Source organism: Sphingobium sp. B12D2B (assembly GCF_025961775.1).
GTDB lineage: Bacteria > Pseudomonadota > Alphaproteobacteria > Sphingomonadales > Sphingomonadaceae > Sphingobium.
Genome location: NZ_JAOQOH010000001.1, coordinates 627400 through 647569, shown reverse-complemented (window position 1 = coordinate 647569; position 20170 = coordinate 627400). Strand labels below are relative to the sequence as shown.

General features: G+C 63.7%; 16 protein-coding genes. 8 read left to right on the top strand and 8 right to left on the bottom strand.

Annotated features, from left to right (window positions below):
- Positions 1-52: 52 nt before the first annotated feature.
- The 4 genes from M2335_RS03140 to M2335_RS03125 are packed head-to-tail and all read left to right on the top strand — an operon-like array spanning position 53 to position 2574.
- Entirely contained in the window at positions 53-523 is a 471-nt protein-coding gene (locus M2335_RS03140) for a hypothetical protein (protein ID WP_264593751.1), read from the top strand.
- Positions 510-1256: a hypothetical protein gene (locus M2335_RS03135; RefSeq protein ID WP_264593750.1), complete on the top strand. Its 747-nt coding sequence runs from the start codon at positions 510-512 to the stop codon at positions 1254-1256. The genes M2335_RS03140 and M2335_RS03135 overlap by 14 nt, the downstream gene beginning before the upstream one ends.
- An 11-nt stretch (positions 1257-1267) precedes the next feature.
- Positions 1268-1999, top strand: coding sequence for a hypothetical protein (locus M2335_RS03130; RefSeq protein ID WP_264593749.1), 732 nt, complete (start codon positions 1268-1270; stop codon positions 1997-1999).
- Positions 1996-2574, top strand: a complete 579-nt coding sequence (locus M2335_RS03125) for a hypothetical protein (RefSeq protein ID WP_264593748.1) — start codon at positions 1996-1998, stop codon at positions 2572-2574. The genes M2335_RS03130 and M2335_RS03125 overlap by 4 nt, the downstream gene beginning before the upstream one ends.
- Before the next feature lie 67 nt (positions 2575-2641).
- Here M2335_RS03125 and M2335_RS03120 read toward each other — a convergent pair whose 3' ends face one another.
- The 7 genes from M2335_RS03120 to M2335_RS03090 form a co-directional block, all read right to left on the bottom strand.
- Positions 2642-8353, bottom strand: a complete 5712-nt coding sequence (locus tag M2335_RS03120; RefSeq protein ID WP_264593747.1) for a DUF3320 domain-containing protein — start codon at positions 8351-8353, stop codon at positions 2642-2644.
- A 226-nt stretch (positions 8354-8579) separates the two neighbouring features.
- Positions 8580-9530, bottom strand: a complete 951-nt coding sequence (locus M2335_RS03115) for an HNH endonuclease (protein WP_264593746.1) — start codon at positions 9528-9530, stop codon at positions 8580-8582.
- 12 nt (positions 9531-9542) lie between these two features.
- Positions 9543-10169, bottom strand: coding sequence for an Eco29kI family restriction endonuclease (locus M2335_RS03110; protein WP_264593745.1), 627 nt, complete (start codon positions 10167-10169; stop codon positions 9543-9545).
- Positions 10169-11356 (bottom strand): DNA cytosine methyltransferase, encoded by a 1188-nt coding sequence (locus M2335_RS03105; protein ID WP_264593744.1) that lies wholly within the window; start codon positions 11354-11356, stop codon positions 10169-10171. Before M2335_RS03105 ends, M2335_RS03110 begins: the two co-directional genes overlap by 1 nt.
- Positions 11353-11775, bottom strand: coding sequence for a very short patch repair endonuclease (locus tag M2335_RS03100; protein WP_264593743.1), 423 nt, complete (start codon positions 11773-11775; stop codon positions 11353-11355). Before M2335_RS03100 ends, M2335_RS03105 begins: the two co-directional genes overlap by 4 nt.
- 56 nt (positions 11776-11831) lie before the next feature.
- Positions 11832-12233 carry a hypothetical protein gene (locus M2335_RS03095; RefSeq protein ID WP_264593742.1) on the bottom strand — a complete coding sequence of 134 codons (402 nt, stop codon included), beginning with the start codon at positions 12231-12233 and terminating at the stop codon, positions 11832-11834.
- 47 nt (positions 12234-12280) lie between these two features.
- Entirely contained in the window at positions 12281-12475 is a 195-nt protein-coding gene (locus tag M2335_RS03090) for a hypothetical protein (RefSeq protein ID WP_264593741.1), read from the bottom strand.
- A 208-nt stretch (positions 12476-12683) separates the two neighbouring features.
- Here M2335_RS03090 and M2335_RS03085 point away from each other — a divergent pair, with 208 nt between their 5' ends.
- The 4 genes from M2335_RS03085 to M2335_RS03070 are packed head-to-tail and all read left to right on the top strand — an operon-like array spanning position 12684 to position 15310.
- Positions 12684-13211 carry a DUF3489 domain-containing protein gene (locus M2335_RS03085; RefSeq protein WP_264593740.1) on the top strand — a complete coding sequence of 176 codons (528 nt, stop codon included), beginning with the start codon at positions 12684-12686 and terminating at the stop codon, positions 13209-13211.
- Positions 13208-13630, top strand: coding sequence for a DUF2924 domain-containing protein (locus M2335_RS03080; protein ID WP_264593739.1), 423 nt, complete (start codon positions 13208-13210; stop codon positions 13628-13630). The genes M2335_RS03085 and M2335_RS03080 overlap by 4 nt, the downstream gene beginning before the upstream one ends.
- Positions 13623-14861: a recombinase family protein gene (locus M2335_RS03075; RefSeq protein WP_264593738.1), complete on the top strand. Its 1239-nt coding sequence runs from the start codon at positions 13623-13625 to the stop codon at positions 14859-14861. The genes M2335_RS03080 and M2335_RS03075 overlap by 8 nt, the downstream gene beginning before the upstream one ends.
- Positions 14862-14875: 14 nt before the next feature.
- On the top strand, positions 14876-15310 hold the full coding sequence (locus M2335_RS03070) for a hypothetical protein (RefSeq protein WP_264593737.1): 435 nt from the start codon (positions 14876-14878) through the stop codon (positions 15308-15310).
- Between the two features lie 136 nt (positions 15311-15446).
- Here M2335_RS03070 and M2335_RS03065 read toward each other — a convergent pair whose 3' ends face one another.
- The gene (locus tag M2335_RS03065; RefSeq protein WP_264593736.1) at positions 15447-19874 is read right to left on the bottom strand and encodes a sacsin N-terminal ATP-binding-like domain-containing protein; all 4428 of its coding nucleotides are present in this window, start codon (positions 19872-19874) and stop codon (positions 15447-15449) included.
- Positions 19875-20170 lie beyond the last annotated feature (296 nt).

Sequence of the window (20170 nt, the reverse complement as noted above, 5' to 3'; positions counted from 1 at the left end):
GACATCATGACGGCGAATTGTTCTTCGCCGATCGCCCATCTATCACCGGGCCATGACCACGCCGACCTTATCGCCGCCGCGCAAGTTCACTTCGAAGCAGATGGGCGACGCCTGCGAGATGCTCGTCGCGGCCGAACTGACCCTGGCCGGCGTGCCGGCACTCAAGGTCCCAGACAATTGGCCGCACTACGACGTGATCGCTCAGCCGGTCGCCGGCCCACCCCAGCGCGTCTCGGTGAAGTCCCGCACATGGAAGCGGGGCGCGGCCTATCTGGACTATAATAGCCACGACGAGTTCGAGTGGTCGTGCGCGGTAATACTGGAAGCAGGGAAGCGCCGACTGTTCCTCATTCCACGCGAGGTCGCCGATAGCAAAGCGCGCAAGGACCGAAGCCCAAGGACTGCGCATCTGCGCTATTTTCGGGTCGATCAGGTCGCTGGCATCTTCGCGGAGTGGGAAAACAACTTCGCCCTTGATCGCCGGCCAGCCGTCGCGGGAGAGGAGCCCGATGACCGCGGTTGACGGGCTCGACGCGCTGCGCCTCGAAATCGGTGTGGCCGAGATCGCGCGCCTTATCGAGCGTACCGCGCGCTGGGTATCGCCCGAGACCTTCAGTCTGCTACCGCTCTGGTATCCCGAGCATGCGCGCCGCCGCCACTTCTACAAGGGTGGCTGGTCTGCCCCGCAGATGAACCGGAACCGGACGACGGGTGTGACGGTCCACAAAACCGAGGGCAACGTCTACGCCAACAAGGCACTGACTCTCGCGCTGGGGCTTCGGCAGGCAAACCGCCCGAACTGGTCATGCTGCCACATCTGGGGCGTCGATGACGCGACCTACCAGACCGGCAATGCCGTCGTTTCCGACCATCGCTTTTATTCGTGCGTCGGCAACATGGTTCTGCTTCCGACGCCGCTCAAGGCGTTCACCGACACCATGCCTGAGATCAAGGCGATGCTGCGGATCTGCGCCCGCAACCTGTATGGATGGCAATGCGACCACGAGACCATGGAGGTGGTCAACGCCGCGCTGGACCAAAGGTGCGACTGGTCGGCGTATCCGGAAAGCTGGCCACGCGAGGCCGGCGCACGGAGACCTCTCGGGGTGGTCGATCTGACGCCAGACATTGAGAGGCAGGCGACGAGGAGGCTGGCCACAATTCGGCAGGAATTCGCGACGGCTGGCGAATACTATCCCAGGGAAGAGGTGGCGCGGGCACTCGACTACTGGAAAATCCCCCTTCAGACCGGTTGAAAGGCAAGCGAATGCGCATCATCTTCAGCCGCAAGGGCTTCGATACCGGTTCGGGTGGCGCGCCTTCGCCGATCATTGATGGCCGGCCCATTTCCCTGCCCATCCCGACGAAACGGCGCTCATCCACCTGCTATGGCGACCTCGGGCTTGGCGAAACGGTGGCCAATGTGACCAAGGGCCGGATCTGTGCGGACCACCTGTGTCACGAGGACCCCATGTTCTTCGATGGTCGCTGCCTGTTCGGGCAATGCGGCGCCGCCCAGTCGCACCTGCGACGCCAGGGCGTCGGGCCGGGCGACGTTCTCCTGTTTTTCGGCCTGTTCTCGGAGGATGACGGCCGCGAACGTCATCACCGTCTGTATGGCTATATGCGCGTCGACAGCGTGATCGAGGGGGATGGCCTGAGTGCCGGGCACCCCCGGGTCGCGGCAGCCCCCCGGCCGCATCCCCACACCATCGGTGAGTGGAACGCGAACAATTGCCTTTATGTCGGGCATGGCAGACTCGCGGGCAGTGCCGACCCGCGCCTGCGGCTAACCACTGCGGGCGGGCCGCTGCGGTTATGGGATGTTCCCGCCTGGCTGACCGAAACCGGGCTCAGCTACCATGGCCGCGCGGACCGCTGGCACGATGGTAATCGCCTCGAGATCGTCTCGCGCGGGCAGGAATTCGTGGCGGATATTGGCGATCGAGAGGAGCCGCGCCGCTGGCTAGAAGACATCATTGGGATAATCGCGGGATGACGCGGATCTTCCGGTACATTCTGCAAACCGACACCGGGATGGCACCGTGCATTGATCGCGGCCGCCTTACCCTGGCGACCTGCAAACCCAAAATCCGGTCCAGCGCCCAGCCCGGCGACTGGGTGCTCGGCTTCTATCCACGTCCGTTCGAGCCGGGCCTCGTGGCATGGGCCGGGCGTGTCGCGCGAAAGCTCGAGACGGGTGATTACGAACGCGAATTCCGCAGGCGCTCGGATGCCGTTTACCGTCAGAAGGCCGACGGCAACTTCAAGCGCCTCCAGCCCCATTATCATTCGGGTGCCAGCGAGATCCGAAAAGATCTGTCGGCTCCAGCGCTTGTCTTTGACGAACAGGCGACCTGGTATTTCGGAGATGAGCCACGGCTATTGCCGGATGCTTTGATTCATCTCGCCGCTGGCGGACAAGGGCATCGTGTGAACGGAACTCGCGAAGACGATCTGCCCACTTTATCGGCTTGGCTGCGCTCATGCTCGTCACCGGGAATCGTTGGTCGCCCCCGTCATGCGCCCGCTACCCAGGTGCTGTCGTGCGGATGCGCGGGGACGAAATGCTGAGGGGCACTTAGGAGGTCGAACGACGGCTATGAGCGTCATTGTCGGATCATGTCAGCATGGGTGACATTCACCTTATCGCCACCTCGATCCTTGCTCGCGCTGAAGCACTCAGACGGCGCACCCCGAACATGCGGGCGATTTCCACGGGGTCGTCGCAACCCGTCGCGCGAAGCTCGGCCGAGGCGATGTCCTCTATTTGTCTGATATGATCCTCGCTGGCGGGAAAGCGGGCCGTCACACCCATTGCCTGCGCCTTCACGCTGTTCCAGACAAAAGCCTCGCGACCGCCATCGGACGCCAAATGGTGCTGCTGGCGGGCGAGGTGCATGACCCTGTTATGAATCCGGTTCCCGGAGCGCTGAAAGCCATGAGCCCTGGCGATCCGGTTGACGAGCTGGCTTTCGGCGATGGGACCTTCGCTTTCGACCACGCGAGCGACCAGCTTGCGCAACGTCGGATAGTAGTTGGCCTCATAGAAGTTAGCGGGATCGATCAGGCTGGTCAGATCCCCGAAATCGGTGAACCTGTAAATGCCGGGTTCTGAACCCGCTGTCGCTGGAAACGCCATGGGCAAGAGGTCATCGACCGTCGCGCGCTCCGCGTAAACAACGGTTTCGCTGTCCTCGGTAGCGTGCTCGTCAATATCCGCTTCCACGTTCGGGGAGGCCTGATCCTCGCTGGCCGCCGCCATCTCGGCTGACTCAGCCCTGATTTGGCGGTCACTTTCCAGCGCCTGTAGCAGGGCTTCATGCAGCTGATCAGCGGCGCGTTCACGATTGAACCACCACTCGGTTGACCAGATGCGCAGCAGCTTCCAGCCCAATCCCTCCAGGATGGCGGCGCGTACCTTGTCGCGATCACGCGCGGTCGCGGCGCGATGGTATGCCGCGCCGTCGCACTCCACGCCGACCAGAAAATCGCCCGGCCAGTCGGGATGGACGATGCCAAGGTCGATGCGGAACTTGGAAACGCCCACCTGCGGCACGACCTGCCAGCCGCGCCGCTGAAGTTCCTGGGCGACCGCCTCCTCGAATGGGGAGTCATAGCCGCCCTGCGATCCCCGATCGGCCGATGCGATGGCATCCTTGCCGCGATGGGCGAATTCGATGAATGCCTTGAGATCGCGCACGCCGTCGGCGTTCGTGCGGGTGAGGTCGATCATTCCTGGATCAAACGAGGTGAACACCTGCATCTCGCGCCGCGCCCGTGTGACCGCCACGTTGAGGCGCCGCCAGCCGCCGTTGGGATTCAGCTTGCCGAAATTCATCGACATGGTCTTGCCGCCTGGTTCGGTCGGGCCAAAGCTCACGCCCAGCAGAATGATGTCGCGTTCGTCGCCCTGGGCGGTCTCCAGATTGCGGACACAGACCGGTTCCAGCGTGGCTTCGGGGTTGAAGTGCCTCTCGATCGCCGGATACCTGCCGCGGGCCTTGTCGAGCAGGTCTTCCACCAGCTTCATCTGCTGGATGTTCATGGTGATGATGCCGAGGCTGAGTGGCCGGCCCTGTTCGTCGATAAAGGCCGGATCGCGTAGCAGCCGCACGGCCTCGTCGACGATCGCCTGAGCCTCGACACCATTGGTGCGCTCCTTGCCCTTCGCGAAGATGCCATCGACACGGCGCCACTTGACGGCGCTCGGCCGCGTATCGGGGGCGGGGAAGGTGACCAGCCGGTTCTGGTAATAGCGGACGTTCGAAAAGGTGATCAGGCTCTCGTGCCGGCTTCGATAGTGCCAGTCCAGGTTGATCTGCGGCACTCCGGCGCCGAGGCACTCGTCGAGGATGCTTTCCATGTCCTCCTCGGTGTCGTCGTCGTCGATGGCCGCGTTGCCCTGACGCTCGAAGTTGTTGCTCGGCGGCATCTGGCGGGGATCACCGGCGATAATGACCTGCTTTCCCCGCGCCATGGCGCCGATGGCATCCCAGGGCGTGATCTGGGACGCCTCGTCAAAGATGACGATGTCGAACAGGGCCTGATCGGGCGGAAGGTACTGGGCGATCGAAAGGGGGCTCATCAACATGCACGGCGCAAGGCGCGTGAAGGCGTCTCCCATGTCGCTCGCCAACTGCCTTATCGGTTTGCTCGGCCGCTGGAGCTGGAGCTGGTGGCGAAGCACGCCATAGCCGCTGCTTTTGCCGACCCCGTCCTTGTCCGGGATCGAGCCACAGATTTTCGCGCGAATGTACTGCGAAGCCAGCTCACTCATGCGGTCGTCGATCGCCCGGAAGCGCTCGATGCAATCCGCGTGCTCGCCCGGCATGAAATTGCGCAGCAGAGGCTCGGCGTCCATGCGATGAAACGCGAACCATCTCGCATAACCAGTCTCGAATTCGCGCACGACGTCGGTCGCCGCGAAGTCGTCGTTTTCCAGCCCCTCGACCAGCGGCGACAGGTCCAGCCGGATCGCTTCCTCGACAACCCGTTGCCAGTTCGCCCAGTCCCGCAAGCGTCGCTCATGCGAAACGATCGCGGACGCGCGGGCTCGAAGCTCGGGGAGACCAGCTTCGCCTTCCGCTCGGCTGAGGCGATCAAACGCGTCCACCGCCTCGGCCATCGCGATGGTCGCGCGATCAAGGCGCTTGGCGGCACGGTCTATGGCGCCATTGGGTCCCAGAAGTTCGTTGGCGTCCACCACGAGCCGGGTAACGGCGCCACGCAGGGCAATCAGATCCTCTGTCCCGTCAGCCTCGGCGGCAAGAGCATGCCGGAGCTCTTCGCCGCGCCGGGTCGCGGCTTCGACATCCTCTCTTTTCGTGGCCAATCCCCGCCATCCGGGTATCGATGATGCCTGTCCGGCCAATGCCTCGATCCGTTCCAGCAGATCATGCATGGCGGTCAGCCGTGGCAGGTCGTTTTCCGGATCGACCTTGCCAGTCGCGCCGCCCGCCTGAGCAAGACCGCGCGCGACCTTGCGCTTCGCCAACGCCGAGAGGAACCAGAATTTCGTGCCAGCCTGCGTCCAGGCCTCCCGAAGCTCCGCAAGATCAAGGCGCCTCGCGATCTCGGGGGCGTAGCTGGCGCTCAGGGCCTGCTCCTCGGCGAGATAAGCCTCGACGAGATCGATCCCCTTTCGGGCCGCGTCCACCTTTTCCGCCATGTCCGGCGCGAAGGCGAAACGCAGATCGTGCCCGTGCGCCGCGAGGCAGGCATTCGCCAGCACCGTCAGGCGTTTGCCATCCTTCCGGCTGTCGCCATTCGTGGGAAGCTGACTGGCTTTTGCGAGCCCCGCCACTGCTTCCTCGAAATCATCGAGGACGGCTGGCATCGCCCGGGCGGATGCGACGATCTGTTCCTGCCAGCCATTGGTCCAGTCGGCGTGCGTTACGTCATCCAGTTCCACTGGAAGATCGCTCACGGACTGATAGGCGATGCCGAGCCGCCGCGCGACATCGCGCATGGAGTCCATGTCCGCCCTGGAATGCCGGGTTGCTGGCGGGAACCCAAATCGCGGTGTGTATGCCTTGCCGTCGCGAACGACCCGGCCAATGGCCTGATGGATGGTGTAGCCGCACTCTTCCTCTCGGTGGAGCAGGGCAACGGTCTCGTTCAACCGGTCTCTCAGCGATTTCGCCTGATCCGCCCGCATTTCCCAGACGGCGGCGGAGAGCTCATCGCGGGTATCCCACGCCGTGCCCAGCTGTTTGAGGACAGCCGACTTGGTAGCCTTTGCGGAGTGCAACTCGAGGCAGAACGAGGCGAGTCCCTTGTCGGTCAGGCGCCGGTGGACGACATCCAGCGCGGCCTTCTTTTCCGCGACGAAGAGCACCCGTCGCCCGAGAGCCAGATTGTGCGCGATCATATTGGCGATGGTCTGCGACTTGCCGGTGCCCGGCGGCCCATCGAGCACGAAATTGTGGCCCCGCGCCGAGGCGATGACGGCGCGAAGCTGTGAGCTGTCCGCCGGCAAGGGGGTGAACAGCTCCGCCGGCGTGATCTCGCGGTCGAGATCCTCGACACGCGGCAGACCGCCCTGATCGAGGTTCACCGCGCCATCGCGGTCAATGAGATGCCGCACAAGCGGGCTTTCGCGAAGCAGTGCCTCGCGATCGACGAGGTCCTTCCACATGAGGTACTTGGCGAAGGAGAAGGTTCCCAACGCCACGTCCTCGACGACCTCGAATCCCGGCATTTCCTTGACGGCATGGCGCACGGAGCGCCAAATCCGGGCCACGTCGATACCCGAGTGGTCGCGCGGCAAATCGCCTTCCAGTTCGGGAATGGTCAGCTCGAAATCCTGCCGCAGCAACTCGAGCAGGGTGAGGTTGAATCTCGGTTCATCCTCGTGCTGGACCATGACCACGCCGGACAGGGCGCTCTTGCGTTCCAGCTTGACCGGCAACAGGATCAGCGGCGCGCGGTAGACCTTGGTCTCCTTGTCGGACTTCTTCCATTTGAGAAAGCCCACCGCGAGGAACAGCGTGTTGGCGCCGCCTTCCTCGATATCGGAATTGGCCTTGCGGTAGAGATCGATCAGCTGACCATCGAGCTTGTCCCTAGGAAGAAGCGCCAGCACCTCGCTGCGGTCCAGCGCCTCCGATGCGACCTCCCGCCTTAGGCTGGAGCTGTTCTGCTGATTGTAGAGTTCCTCGTCGCGGTCACCGGTATCGAGATCCGGCATGGGGCGGATGCGGACCTTCTTGCCAGCGGCGAGCAGGTCTTCCAGCCTGCCGGAATCTGGACAAAAGAGCCGAACGGCCTTGGCGGTATCCGACAGATGCAGCAGCCGGTTCGCGGTCGTCAGGTTCAGCAGCTTGCGTTGCCACTGGCGCACCCGCCCACCCGGCGTGACCACCTCCTCCACGATTTCGGCGTCGAATGATGGCAGCGATGGCGCTTCCTCTACCGCCTCCGCCACAGACACGGCCGGCTCCGCTGATCCCCTTGGCGCGAGGGCAACGCCCAAGGGCCGGATTTTCTGCATCCGGGCGCGGCGGATATCGACCGCCATCTCAAATTCGCCATCCAGTCTTTCGTTGAGCTTCCCATGGCCGGCCGCGATTGCCTGCGAAAAACTGGGTGGGTTTTCCTGAGTGACCAACGTGGTCTCGAAGACGACTAGCTCGTCCAGATCGAACCGCCGCCGGATTGCCGCAGCTTCATCCATGATGAGCGAGCTGAACTCGGTCGGCTGCAGCCAAACGCCAACGAAGGCATGGCCCTTGGTCAGGATCACCAGGGGATTGAGGCTCGCCTGCTCCAGGGCGGCGGCGAAGAGCAGGGTCGTGTCGAGGCAGGTGGCCATCCCGCCATCCAGAATCTGGGATGGTGTCCTGACCTTCTGTCCGCTGCGCTCGAAACTTGCCGGCGGCAAGGCATAGGAGAGCCGGAGGCCCGCGACCGCCGACCATATCGCCGCGGCGAGCTGCCACACCCGGGTCCGCTCACGGCTTTGGTATCCATCGATCGTGTCGGGCTTACCCGTCCGACGCAGACAGTCCGACGCGGCCTTGAGTACCTGGTCCACGGCCGGATCATTCGGCATCACGAACGCGGGAATCAGGTCGGCCATGGTGCCCACGCCGCCCCACTCGTTATGAGCAAGAAGTTCCACCGGCTGGCGGAACGAAGCGAGTTCCTGATCGGTGGGGTCGAGCAGTGTGAGAATCGCGGATGCGGTCATCGCCTCGGTGAGGCCCGACAGCAAGGTGCCATTGAGATGAACATCGCGGTCGGAAATCACGATTTCGTCCAGCGGGGAAATTCTGTCGATGCGCCAGGATTTCTCGGTCAGGAATGGCGGGTCCGCCCGCAAGACCAGTCGACATCCTTCAATCGCCACGTCCCCGCCATTGCGGACGGCGAGTTCCCGGACGACCGGCGCCGAATTCTGGTGCGAGGCAAAGCCGATTTTGCCCGAAACGGTAGCCTCGATTGATAACGTCATGCCGTGCCCCCTGCTTTCCGTAGGTCATTCGAACGCGGCCGTAAGTAAAGGGGCTTTCGCTATCGCGGTCACAAGTCCATCGTTGTGATCAAAAGCTGATCCATTTTGATTGGCATCGCACTCAACCCTTGAAGACTTCGCGCCTGTGATACTCGAGGAATTTGGGATGGGGTAGCAGATCCGGTCGGTTGGGTAGCCTGAGCTTGCCATCCCGATTGAGCAGTCGCGTCGCGGTATTGGGCAAGCGATCCTGGGCCACGAGGAGCGCATAGTCGTCGTCGATCGAGATAAGGCCACGATCGAACATCCAGTGCACGGTACCCGACAGGGCGATGCCGTTGCGCACGCTGTCGGGACCGCGATGCTCGACAGGGCGAATGTGCGCCGCCTGGACCTCTGATCGCCCGCCGCCGTTGATGATCTTGAGGCCGGTCATCGCGCAGGTGTCATTGTAAGCGCTCTTTACCGCCGCCGTGAATGCACGATCGCGAAAGGGCCTGGAAATCAGCTGCTCGACGATCCGGCGATCGACTTCTTCCGGAACATCGAACTGGAACGGAACGCGCTCCTCGGTGACCTTGTTCGCCGGACGCCAGGGGTCCTCGGGAACGTCGGGTTCGGGGCGGGGACGCGGATCGAGCCCGATGACGTGGCCGAAGCCGGAGCGCCAGATCAGGTCGTATTCCTGGTCGGGAATGTTTCGCACCGCCCGACCGAATGCACCCTTGTTCGTGGAGCCGTCCGGCTTTTCGAGCCTGCTTTCATAGGTATTGCCGCCCTCGCGAAATGGCACCGGCCGCGTGAACGGCAGGAAGTTCGAGACTTCGGCGTAGTAGTGGTCAGCGCGGACCAGGTGCGGGATGATCCGATCCACGCGAGCCGTCGCGAAGTAGACCTGGCGTCCGCCGGTGCTCGACAGATCGCCGGTCGCGCGGCGGGGCTCATAGTAGACGATCCAGTCGCCCACCGCTTGCTCCACCTGTCTGAGATAGCTCCGGGGGAAGTGATAGCGGTGCTCGGGCAGGTCATCGTAGACCGGCGACACTTTGGTCGTGAACACCGCCTTGGTCATCGCGAGTTTAACCTACTCTTCTTTGAGTGGATGCGCGATCAGATAGTCGGCGAGTTTTTGCTCGATATCGGCGATGGCCTCGGTCCGCATGGCGCAGCGCGTCGCCCATTGCCGGCCGGGATGCAGGTGATCCCAGAGCGGGCGGAGGCCGTTGTAGCGTCCGCTACCGGGGTCGTGATTGCCGAAACCGTCGAGTTCGCGGTTCCAGATCGGACGGAACCGGGCGATGAGCAGGCTTTCGCCAAGTGGGATCCAGATGTCATCGACGGTCAAATAGCGCGCCTGGAAGTCCGCGACCGTTAGCGTGCCCGATCCCTTCTCCACATCGCGGATGCTGTCGCGGTGTTCGGCGAGACGGTTGTAGAGTGCCTTGCCGCGCGCGCTGGCGGTCAGGCTCGCGCCCTTGCGCCCACCCGAGGGAATGGCCTTGCCGATATAGATAGGCCAGCGCGCTTCTTGCGTGTTGGCTTCGGCGATCGGCTGGTAGGCGGGAAAAGGCCCTCGATAATAGATGACGTATATGCCCGCGCCCTCGAATGGCGGGATGTCGCCCAGCGCGTGAACCGGCTGAGCGAGCAATGCATCGGCGACGGATTTGCCGAGATTTATCTTGTCGAGCGGATTGTAGACGTCGATCATCAGGCGCGGCCGGAACGCGCCTGAACGACATCCAATTCCTCGCGCACGGACCGCGCAACCACTTCGGCGAGTTTCACCGGCACGGCATTCCCGAGCTGACGCATGGTCTCGGACCAAGCGCCATGAAACACGAAATCGTCGGGGAAGGTCTGTAGGCGCGCGCTTTCCCGGATCGTGAAGTAGCGTACCGAGCCATCGGGCCGTCGCAGCATGTTCTCGCCGCCGGGTACGCCGTGAACGCCGGCCTTGAGCGTCTTGGCCGGCTCGTCGAGCGGGCTGCCGGTGTGTCCCGGATAAGAGCGGGCACCGGGCTGGAAACGATGATCGGCGAAATTCGTCGATCCTCGGCTCTGAAATGTGGGCTCCGGCAAGCCGACCAGCGCGTCACGCGTGGTGTGCCAGGGGAGAGTGTCGGGGTATTCGCGGACTCGGCTTGCCGCCAGACTTGCTTTCGAGTCCAGGGGGCGAGCATTTCGGGGAATGGAATGCCGATCCCAATAAGTCCCGCCCCGATATTGATCCCACAGCAGCGCCTCGCGCGAATGGGTTGGGAGCGGGAACGACCAATTGGCGCCGAGGTCCGTTCGGAAACCAACGAAGAACACCCGTTCGCGCTTCTGTGGCACCCCGAAATCAGCGGCATTTAGCACTTCGGGGGGTAAAACCTGATAGCACAGCCCCGAGCGGCTGCCCGACGTGTGGTGACGTTCGAGCCGTGCGCGGTGATCGATCCAGCTCTCTCCGTCGCGCAAGATGATTTCGGGGTAAGAGAGCTGGAGGAAGATATAGGTGAAATAAGTCTGGAAGGTCGCCCGTGTCAGGCCCTTCACGTTCTCGAAAATGAAGGCTTGGGGCCGCGTCTCGCGCACCACGCGCACGGCTTCCGACCACATGTCGCGATGATCGTGTTGAGCCCTATGACGACCGCCTAGCGAAAATGGCTGGCACGGCGGGCCACCTGCGACGAGATCGACCTTGTCCTCGAAGTCCTGGAACGAGAAACCGCGCACATCGCCTTCGCGTGGGCTTGGCCAATGGCGGATGATTTCAGCGCCGCGCGCGCGGTTTTCGCGCAATGTATCGCAACACCACCGATTCCATTCGACGACGTCAACGGCGGTGAAACCGGCGCGTCCCACGCCCAGTCCCAGTCCCCCGGCGCCGGCGAAAAGTTCGATGGCTCTCATGAATCCCCTGTGATGAATCGGCGAAGCGTGTTTCTCAATTGTTCCTTATTTCCTAACTCGCACTCCCACACAAGCAAGACCCGCCAGCCAGCAGCTTCGAGCTTCTCCACATTGGCGAGATCGCGCGCACGATTACCCTCGGGTTTGGAGAGCCAGAAGTCCAGTCGGCTTTTTGGCAGACGCGCGAGTTTGCAGTTCGGGTCGGGATGACGGTGCCAGAAGCAGCCGTGGACGAAGATCGCGATACGGCGCTTGCGGAACACGATGTCCGGCCGCCCGGGTAGCTCTTTGGCATGTAGCCGGTAGCGGTAGCCCATGCCGTGAAGCAGCCGACGAACCACCATCTCTGGCCCGGTATTGCGCCCGCGCACCCGACTCATGCGCTCCGCGCGAGCATCGGGAGAGAGGGTGTCGGTCATTCTTGCTAACCCTCCGCTAAGGCCTCTATTGAAAGCCCCGGTTGCGTCGTCACCGTTCAATTCTTGTCCATGCTTCGTTTCGGCAGGATCGAAAGGTGGACAGTTGTGCCGAATTCGCGCTCGAACCGCTCGGCTTGATCCAGTGGAACCTGAAGCGGCAGAACCGATACGCCATGATCGCGCAGCCAGGAAAATCGATGGCGACCATCGGTAAAGCCGAACGCGTTGCCATCAAAACTAGCGAAACCCATGTTGCAATGTCGGTTGCGGTCGAACCATGCCCCGACCTTGGCGTAGCGATTATCCTGCCCATTGGCGCCACCGGGCTCGATATATTGGTCGGTGGTACGCCAAGCCGCGTCAAGCGCGACTACATCGATCCATACCACGGCATCCGGCTCGATCTCCCAGCCGTCCGCTGGGTGGACAAATCTCCAGTCGATGATGTGGTTCGTCATGGAACCGGAATAGCATGTGCCGCCCTCCTTGCCGATCTCAGCGAATATCAGGGCAGAAGCACCTTGGCGGTGGCCAGTAACGCGGCCATTTGGTTGACGGCTTCGCCCAGATCCTTGACCGCCTGCGTCAGTTCCTCGCGATCCATTCCCCTGAGTGACAGGGCCTTATCACAATGATCTTCCATGATCATGGCGACGCGGGTTCCGAGCCGCGCGATCAGGTCAATAGTCTCTTCGTCCATGAAGATGACCCAAGCCGTCACGGGCCCGCGAAGTCCAGACGCAGCTTTGAACCGTGGGCCGATATTCCGCTCGACTTCGTTGTCAGCGCAAGCATTGCTGTGCCCGTGAATCGCGGCCGGTGAACTGGCCGCCGCCCCGACCGGCGCCTGCCTGCGGGGCCTTGGGTGGTGGGAGCGACATCATGCCGGTTCCCGAGGAGAACCACCCATGACCAAGTCCACACGCCTCACCGACCTACAGCTGATCTTGCTGTCCACCGCCAGCGCGCGGCCCGACGGCAATCTACTCCCACTGCCCGACAGCATCGGTGGCGACCGCGACCGGGCGGACAAGGCCATTGTCCCGCTGTTCGAGCGTGGCCTAGTCGAGGAGCGCGCGATCGAGGAGCGCGGCCACTGCTGGCGCGAACATGACGATGAGCGCATCGGACTGTTCATCAGCCATGCTGGCATCGCCTTGATCGCGCCCGAGGCGGACAACACGCCGCCCGACAATTCCGAGGCCGCAGATCCCAGGTCTCTCGCACCCACCAAACCCAGCAAGACTGCCTTGGTGCTGGACCTGTTGCGGCGCGAGGGAGGTGCCAGCATCGACGAGCTCATCGCCGCGACCGGCTGGTTGCCGCACACGACGCGGGCGGCGCTGACTGGCCTGCGGAAAAAGGGCCATGCTGTCGTCCGGGACAAGATCGACGGCGCCACCTGCTATCTGATCATGCCGGTACTAGCGGAATGACCCGGTTGGCAAACGAACTGGCTCGGGTGGCGGCGATGTCGCCATCCGAACTGCGCGAGGCTTGGGATGCCTTGGGTGTGGGACCATGCCCAAAGCTGCCGACGGGACTGCTGCGGCGCCTGCTCGCGCAGCAAATTCAGGAACGGCGGCTTGGGCGCCTGCCGGCTGTGGTAACACGCGAGCTGGAGCGCATCGCCGCTGGTGGAAGCCCTGCGGAGATGCCGTCGCGCGCGACGGTGCTTTCTCCAGGCACGCGGTTGATCCGCGAATGGAACGGCAAGACAATCGCCGTCGAGGTACTCGACGAAGGGTTCGGCTGGGACGACCGAGTCTGGCGCTCGCTCAGCGAGATCGCCCGCGCGGTCACCGGTGCCCACTGGTCTGGGCCGCGCTTCTTCGGGGTGAACCGCCATGGCTGAGAAGCGCCTCCGCTGCGCGGTCTATACCCGCAAGTCGACCGAGGATGGACTCGAACAGGAGTTCAACAGTCTCGACGCGCAATATGAGGCATGCGCGGCCTATGCCGTGAGCCAGCGGCACGAAGGCTGGACTCTGCTGCCTGAGCGTTATGACGATGGCGGCTTCTCGGGCGGCAACATGGCTAGACCGGGACTGACCCGGCTGCTGGCCGATGTCGCCGCTGGTAAAGTCGATATCATCCTCGTCTACAAGATCGACCGGCTGACCCGGGCGCTCTCCGACTTCGCCAAGATTGTGGAGATACTTGACAAGGCGGGTGCCAGTTTCGTGTCGATCACCCAGTCGTTCAACACGACTACCAGCATGGGGCGACTGACCCTCAACATGCTTTTGTCCTTCGCCCAGTTTGAGCGCGAAGTCACCGGCGAGCGCATTCGCGACAAAATCGCCGCCTCGAAACGCAAGGGCCTATGGATGGGCGGCCCCGTGCCGTTGGGCTATGATGTAGATGCCCGCAAGCTGGTCGCGAACGAGGTTGAGGCTGGGCTCGTTCGGCACATTTTCCAACGCTATCTGGCCTTGCCTTCGGTCGAAAACCTCGCTGATGAGCTCAATCGACAGGGGCACCGCACTAAGATCCAGCACCGCGCCAGTGGTCCGCATCGTGGCGGCTGCGTGTTTCGCCGGGGCACGCTCTATCACATGCTGGCGAACCCGATTTACATCGGGCGGCTAACGCACAAGGGCGAATCCTTCCCCGCCGAACATGCGCCGATCGTGTCCATGGATCTGTGGAGCGAAGTACAGGCCAAGCTTAAGGACCGCGCTCAGGGCACTTCGCGGCGGCTTCGCATCCAGCAACCGAGCCTGCTAATCGGTCTCATCTTTGACGGCGATGGCCGGGCTATGACGCCCAGCCATGCGACTAAGCCCGGCAAGCGCTACCGCTATTATATCACACGGCCTGATCTGATCGACGGATCGCCAGCATGGCGCGTGTCGGCGCCCGATGTCGAGAAGTTGGTCTGCGACAGGCTTGCCGATTTCCTGAGCGATCGGCATGCGCTCTGCGCGTTCGCCGAGGGCGCGACTGCGGAGTCCATACAGCGCATGCTTGGCAAGGCCGACCTTGTTGCGTCTACGATACGCAGCGGATCGACCTTCGATCGCAAGGAAATCATCGCAAAAACCATTGAAGGTGTCGAGGTGGGCGACGAGAACATCACCTGAAGGTGCCGCCGACCATGCTGGCGCATGCATTGGAACTGGATGACGCCGCTGGGAATGGCGAGACGGCAACCGCATCCATAACACTGTTGCTGCCCATCGTTCGTGTACGGCGGGGACATCAGCTCCGGCTCGTCATTCCTGGGCCGACATCGCTGTCGGTGCAGCAGGCGCAGCGGGACCCGAAACTTCTGGCTCTGCTTGCCGAGGCCATGGCTGCGCGCAAAATCGTGCTGGCCAACCCCGACAAATCCTTGAACGCCCTCGGCGCCGAGCATGGCCGATGCCGGACTCGGCTGGGCAGGCTCGCGGCCATATCCTGCTTGGCGCCCGACTTGGTTACAGCGGTCGTCGAGGGCAAGCAGCCGCCAAGGCTAACTGCAAAGGCCTTACTCGACAATGAGCTGCCTTCAGATTGGCAGGCACAGCGAGTGGTGCTGGGAATAGCGTGAATAGGAATTTTACTGCCGCTTCCTGGCAACTTGTGGAACAGGAGCTCTGGCCAGCAGCGACGTCAGTGACAGCATAGAGCGTGCGGTGGCGGGCGCGCGGCGTGAGCGCCGGATCGCGCTTACGCTTACTTCGCTCTTAAGCGTCGTGACCAGTGTCGTTCAGGTGGAGTACGACGGCCGGCGCATCGGCGAGGCCGACGAGGCGCATCGATCCGACCGCGCGAACCGCCGTGCGATTGACGGGATCGAGGATGAGCCTAACCTTGGTCTGCTCGCCTTCCTCCAGTCCCGACACGAGGGCGAGCATGAAGTTGATGCCTTGCTCGCGCGCCCGCTCGTATTCGGTGGCGGACAGCTCGACCGAAGCTTGCGGTCCGCGTCCGGTCGCCTTCAGCTCGACGAAGGTCTTCCAGTCGATTACGCCATCGGCGCCGATATGATGGTGCTTGCGGAAATCGACGATCTCCGGCGAGGTCGAATTCTTGAGAACATCGCGCAGGATCTCCCAGCCGCGCTGCTCGAGATCGCGGGTGTCATATTCGACCGGACCCGTGGTCGGCGGAACCGGGGGCACTGGCTGCGTCCAGGGGGGCGGCACCGTCGCCAGCGGGCTCTTGGGCGGCGCTGGCTTCGGGGGGACGCCCTTGACGATCTCGACCTTGGCGACGCCGCCATGCGCCGCTTTGAGCCGTCGAGGCGGCAGGGTGACGGTCTTGCGGCTCGCCGGCGGGGTCACCTTGATCTTGGCGCCCGGGGCGACGGTCGCGGCGGCGGCCTGGGCCGCCATCGCCCGGGCATGCTCTTCATCGGAAGCGAGGGTCATCCGCTCGACCGACGTTTCGCCGCTCGCGACCCAGGATGCCACCCACTCGGCTTCGATCCGGTGGCGTGCATCGGGCGCGAACAAAGAGGCGATGACGCGGCCGCAGCGGTTTCGCTGCTGAAACGCGTTCTCCGCGATGGTCAGCAGCGGCGGGTCGCGATGCAGCACCGCCTGCATTTCGACCTGGATCGGCACGGACGCGATGCGCTCGTCGAGCACGCGGACCTGGAACGGCCCGGGGTGGACCGCGAGGGGTATGTCGCGCAGCGTTGCCCAAGCCATGCCGATCCGGTCGCGCGCTGCCGGGTCGTGACGCGCGAGCTCGTTGGAGAGATGGTCGACGCAGGCCTGGAAGCGCGGGGCGACGCCGTCGCCCTGTGCGCGGGCGGCGGCATCCTCGGTGACGACCAGCCTGGGGCTGGTCGCTGTCAGGCCGAGCGCCCCGACGACATTGGGCAGCGCATGCGTGTCGCAGGGCGGGCTCCAGAACCGGAGGTCCGGCCGCGCCAGCGCCAGCTGGTCGCGCAGCTCGCGATCCTCGACATGGTGGATCGGGCGCGCTTTCGCCCAGCCCGCAGTGGTGCCGAGCGGTAGCGACCGCAGCCGGTCGCGCTGCGCGCGGGTCGCCTTGGGTAGCAGCGGCTCGATATAGCGATAGATGTCAATCAGGATCGCCTCGGCGGATACGGAATAGGGCTCAGCCGCGAGGCTGCGCAGCACGTCGATGCACTCGTCCAGCCCCGGGCGGGTCACGCCCAGCGCCCCCCACAAGGCCGAGCTGCTCGGGCCGCCCGGCACGAAGCGGCTCGGGTCGTGGAAGATGTCCTTGCCGCTCAAAAGCTGCGCCGGCCGGCGCCAGTCGCCGCGGCCATGCCGGTCGAGCACCCAGATCAGGCCGGTTCCCGCCGAGAAACGCTGCTTCAGCGCATGAAGCGCCATGTCGCCGATCTTCGACGTCCAGCCGATCGGGAACGGGCAGAATTTGGAGAGCGCGCGGTAGGCCTGCAGCACCCGCTCGCCATCGACAGCGCCGGGCGTGGCCTTCACGGTCTCGAGCAGGGTCACGAGATCGCTGACGCGCACGTCGGTGATCAGCTTCAACGCGCTGGCGAAGTCGCCGCGGAGATCCTCGGCGCTGATGCCGGCGATGAAGGTCTTCGGCGAATAGAGGGTCTGGGTCTGCGAGGTGCGAACCACGGCACGCTCAGGGGTCGTCAGCTCACCGGTGCCGACCGCGACCCACTCGGTCTCGCGCAGACGGCAGAGCCAGTCCGCCTCGATCTTGGCTTTCTCATATTCGTATTTGATCGCCATGTGGAATGCCGGCGTCGTCATCTTGTCGGCATAGCTCGGCCAGTGGCGCGACAATGCCTTGAGCAGCGCGGCGCTTCTCGGCTTGCGCTCCTTCTTCGGCAAACGGCGCATGCCCGCCAGCACGCGGTCGAGATCCGGCGAGGTGAAGTCCTGCTTCACATATTCGGCGCCGTTTGCGTGAAGCGCGTCTTTCCTGACCCCGGTGCCGCCGTCGCGCCGACCAACGGCAACGACCCGAGGGGCGGAGGCAGCGCCGAGCAGCGTCAGGAACTTGCGCGCCGCGCGCGAGATCGTCCCGTCCGAACGCTTGCGCGAGCTTCGCGTGGCGCCGGTCTTCAGGCGCTCTTCATAGGACGACGCGATCCAGGCGATCTCGGGCAGCTGGCAGGCGGCATCGGGCCAATAGGGATGATCGCTGTCAAGCGTTCGGGACAGATATGCCGATGCCGGCGAGACCTTGATCTCGCTCCTTTTGCCGTTGAGGTAGACGAAGCCGTCGATCAGCAATGCGGCCCCGACCCGTGGTCCAAGCGGCTCGGCGCGGCGGTCGGTCAGCAGGTCGAAACGATCGCGGATGGTGCGTAACTCGAGATCGGTCACGGCGATCGGGCGGTCGCGATACGCCTCCGCAAAGGCGGCGAGCTCGTCGGCCGCGTCGACAAGCGCCGCGACCGATGCATGGGTGTTGAGCCAGGCAAGCACGCGCTTGCCCTCGTCCAGTTCAGCGTATCGATCGTGCAGGCGCTCGAAGAGGCTCCAGCTGCGGGCAAAGTCCGACAGCGGCTCGCCGATGAGCAGCGGGCGCGCGGTCTCGCCCTTGGCCGCGACGCTGACCGGGGACATCTGGTCGGTCAGGCAGCAGGGCGTGTTCTTGAGCGCGGCGATCGTCAGGTTCCGGGTCAGGCGATCGGCAGCGCCCACCCACCAGTCGACATCGCGGTCACCGAAGCGGCTGTCGCGGAAACCGCCGGCGAGCGCGTCGACGCCCACGACCTTTGAAACGCCGATCGCGTCGAGCACGCGGCGCCAGCGGCCGGCCTGATCGCGTGGGCCAGCCCCCAGCGCGGTGGCGTCTTCGGCAAGCCGCCGGACATCATTGTCGTCCAGAAAGCCTTCGAGCGCGCTGCTTTCATAGGCGATTGAGTCGAGGGCGATCCTCTGCCCATCGATGAGCAGCGAAGCGGCGCCGACTTCGCTTCGAGCCTGCTGAAACGCCGAAGCAAAGGCAGCGTGCGGCCAGACATCATCGGCGAGACCAACATATTCATCGGGGGTCGGCACGAAGCTCCAGGCGCTTGCCGGTTCGGTCGCGAGCAGGTGCCGCGCGACGGCCGAGAGCATCGTGCCGCATTGGCCAATCAGCCACTTGTTCCAGGCGTTGTCGATCAGCCCCTCGCGCGCGGTACTCGGATCGAACTGCGCATCGATGCTGAACGGCAGCACGACAGGAATCCGTGTGCGAAAGCCGATGAAGAGGCCGCCGGGATGGGCGTGGGCGGGCAGCGCGACCGAGATGCCGGTGGTGTCGCCAGTCGCCTTGTGCGATCGGTCGATCCCCGCCGCGCGCGGGACCTTGGCGCGGTACACCGTCCAGCTGCCGGCTGAGCCGGTGATGGTCCGGGTTTCAAGGCTGAGCCCGGACGCGCTCTCGACCGCGATCGGCGTCCATTCCAGCGGCGTAACCAAACGTTCGCGCGTCGTGCCCGCATCGAGATCGACAAAGGCGAAGCGGTGCACCGACTTCAAGAACAAGAGTCCGTCCTCGTCCCAATCGTCGAACCAGGTGTCGAGGGCGGCAGGATTGAACTCAGGAACGAGATCGAGCGCCAGCATCGTGTCGATCGCAGGATCGTAGAAGTCGGGAATCGCCTCCGCCGCAGCCTTGGCGTGGATGTCCAATCCTTCGGCGCTGAAATGATAGGGATCGCCGTGGATCGCGATGCGCGAGGAGATGCGCCGCAATGTCTTCAGACCGATGCCGAACCGGCCTTTCTGCTCGGCATCGCCCGACTTGGTTGTGAGATAGGGCAAGGTCATTGCGAGGACGTGATGGCATGTGACCGGGCTGCCGTTATGGACGATGAGCAGCTGGCGCTTGTCGTCCACCGTCCGGAGCGCGATGCGGACGTTTGTCGCGCCCAGATCGTCGGCATTCTGCAGCACTTCGACGATGCCTTGAAAGGCCTCGACGTTCAGATCCTCGGCGGCGGCGGCGGCATGGCGGACGACCTTGCGCATGAGCCCCGGCGCCTTCGCCATGGCAAGCGAGAGGCCGGCCATTACGCCCGCCGAGAAGTCGGGGTCGCGTGGATCCTCGATCGAGGGCGCGGCTTCATCGTCATCCCAAATCAGCAGCGCAGCCTGGCGACCTGCTTTATGGAGATCCCGCTGCGGCTCGGCCGCTTCGACTGTTGAAATATCTGCCACGGCGAAGATGTGCCCTTTCCTGTAGTTAGAGCCAGCGGCTACAGGGGCGTTCACGTTGTGCTGTAACTGCGATATCGCCCCTAACGATCACGATGAGTAGCCTCCGGATACGCTCTCCGATTCAAACGAGCAGGTCCAGCGACAACATAACCTAATCGCAGATTGCAGGCATTGCCGGGCACTTCCACTGGCGACTCATGCAAGGGTCAAATCGATTTAGGCAAGTGGCAGACAGGATAAGTTGCCGCACGCAAAATCAACGCGATACGCTAAGCGCGAAGTGTCCGACAACTGAC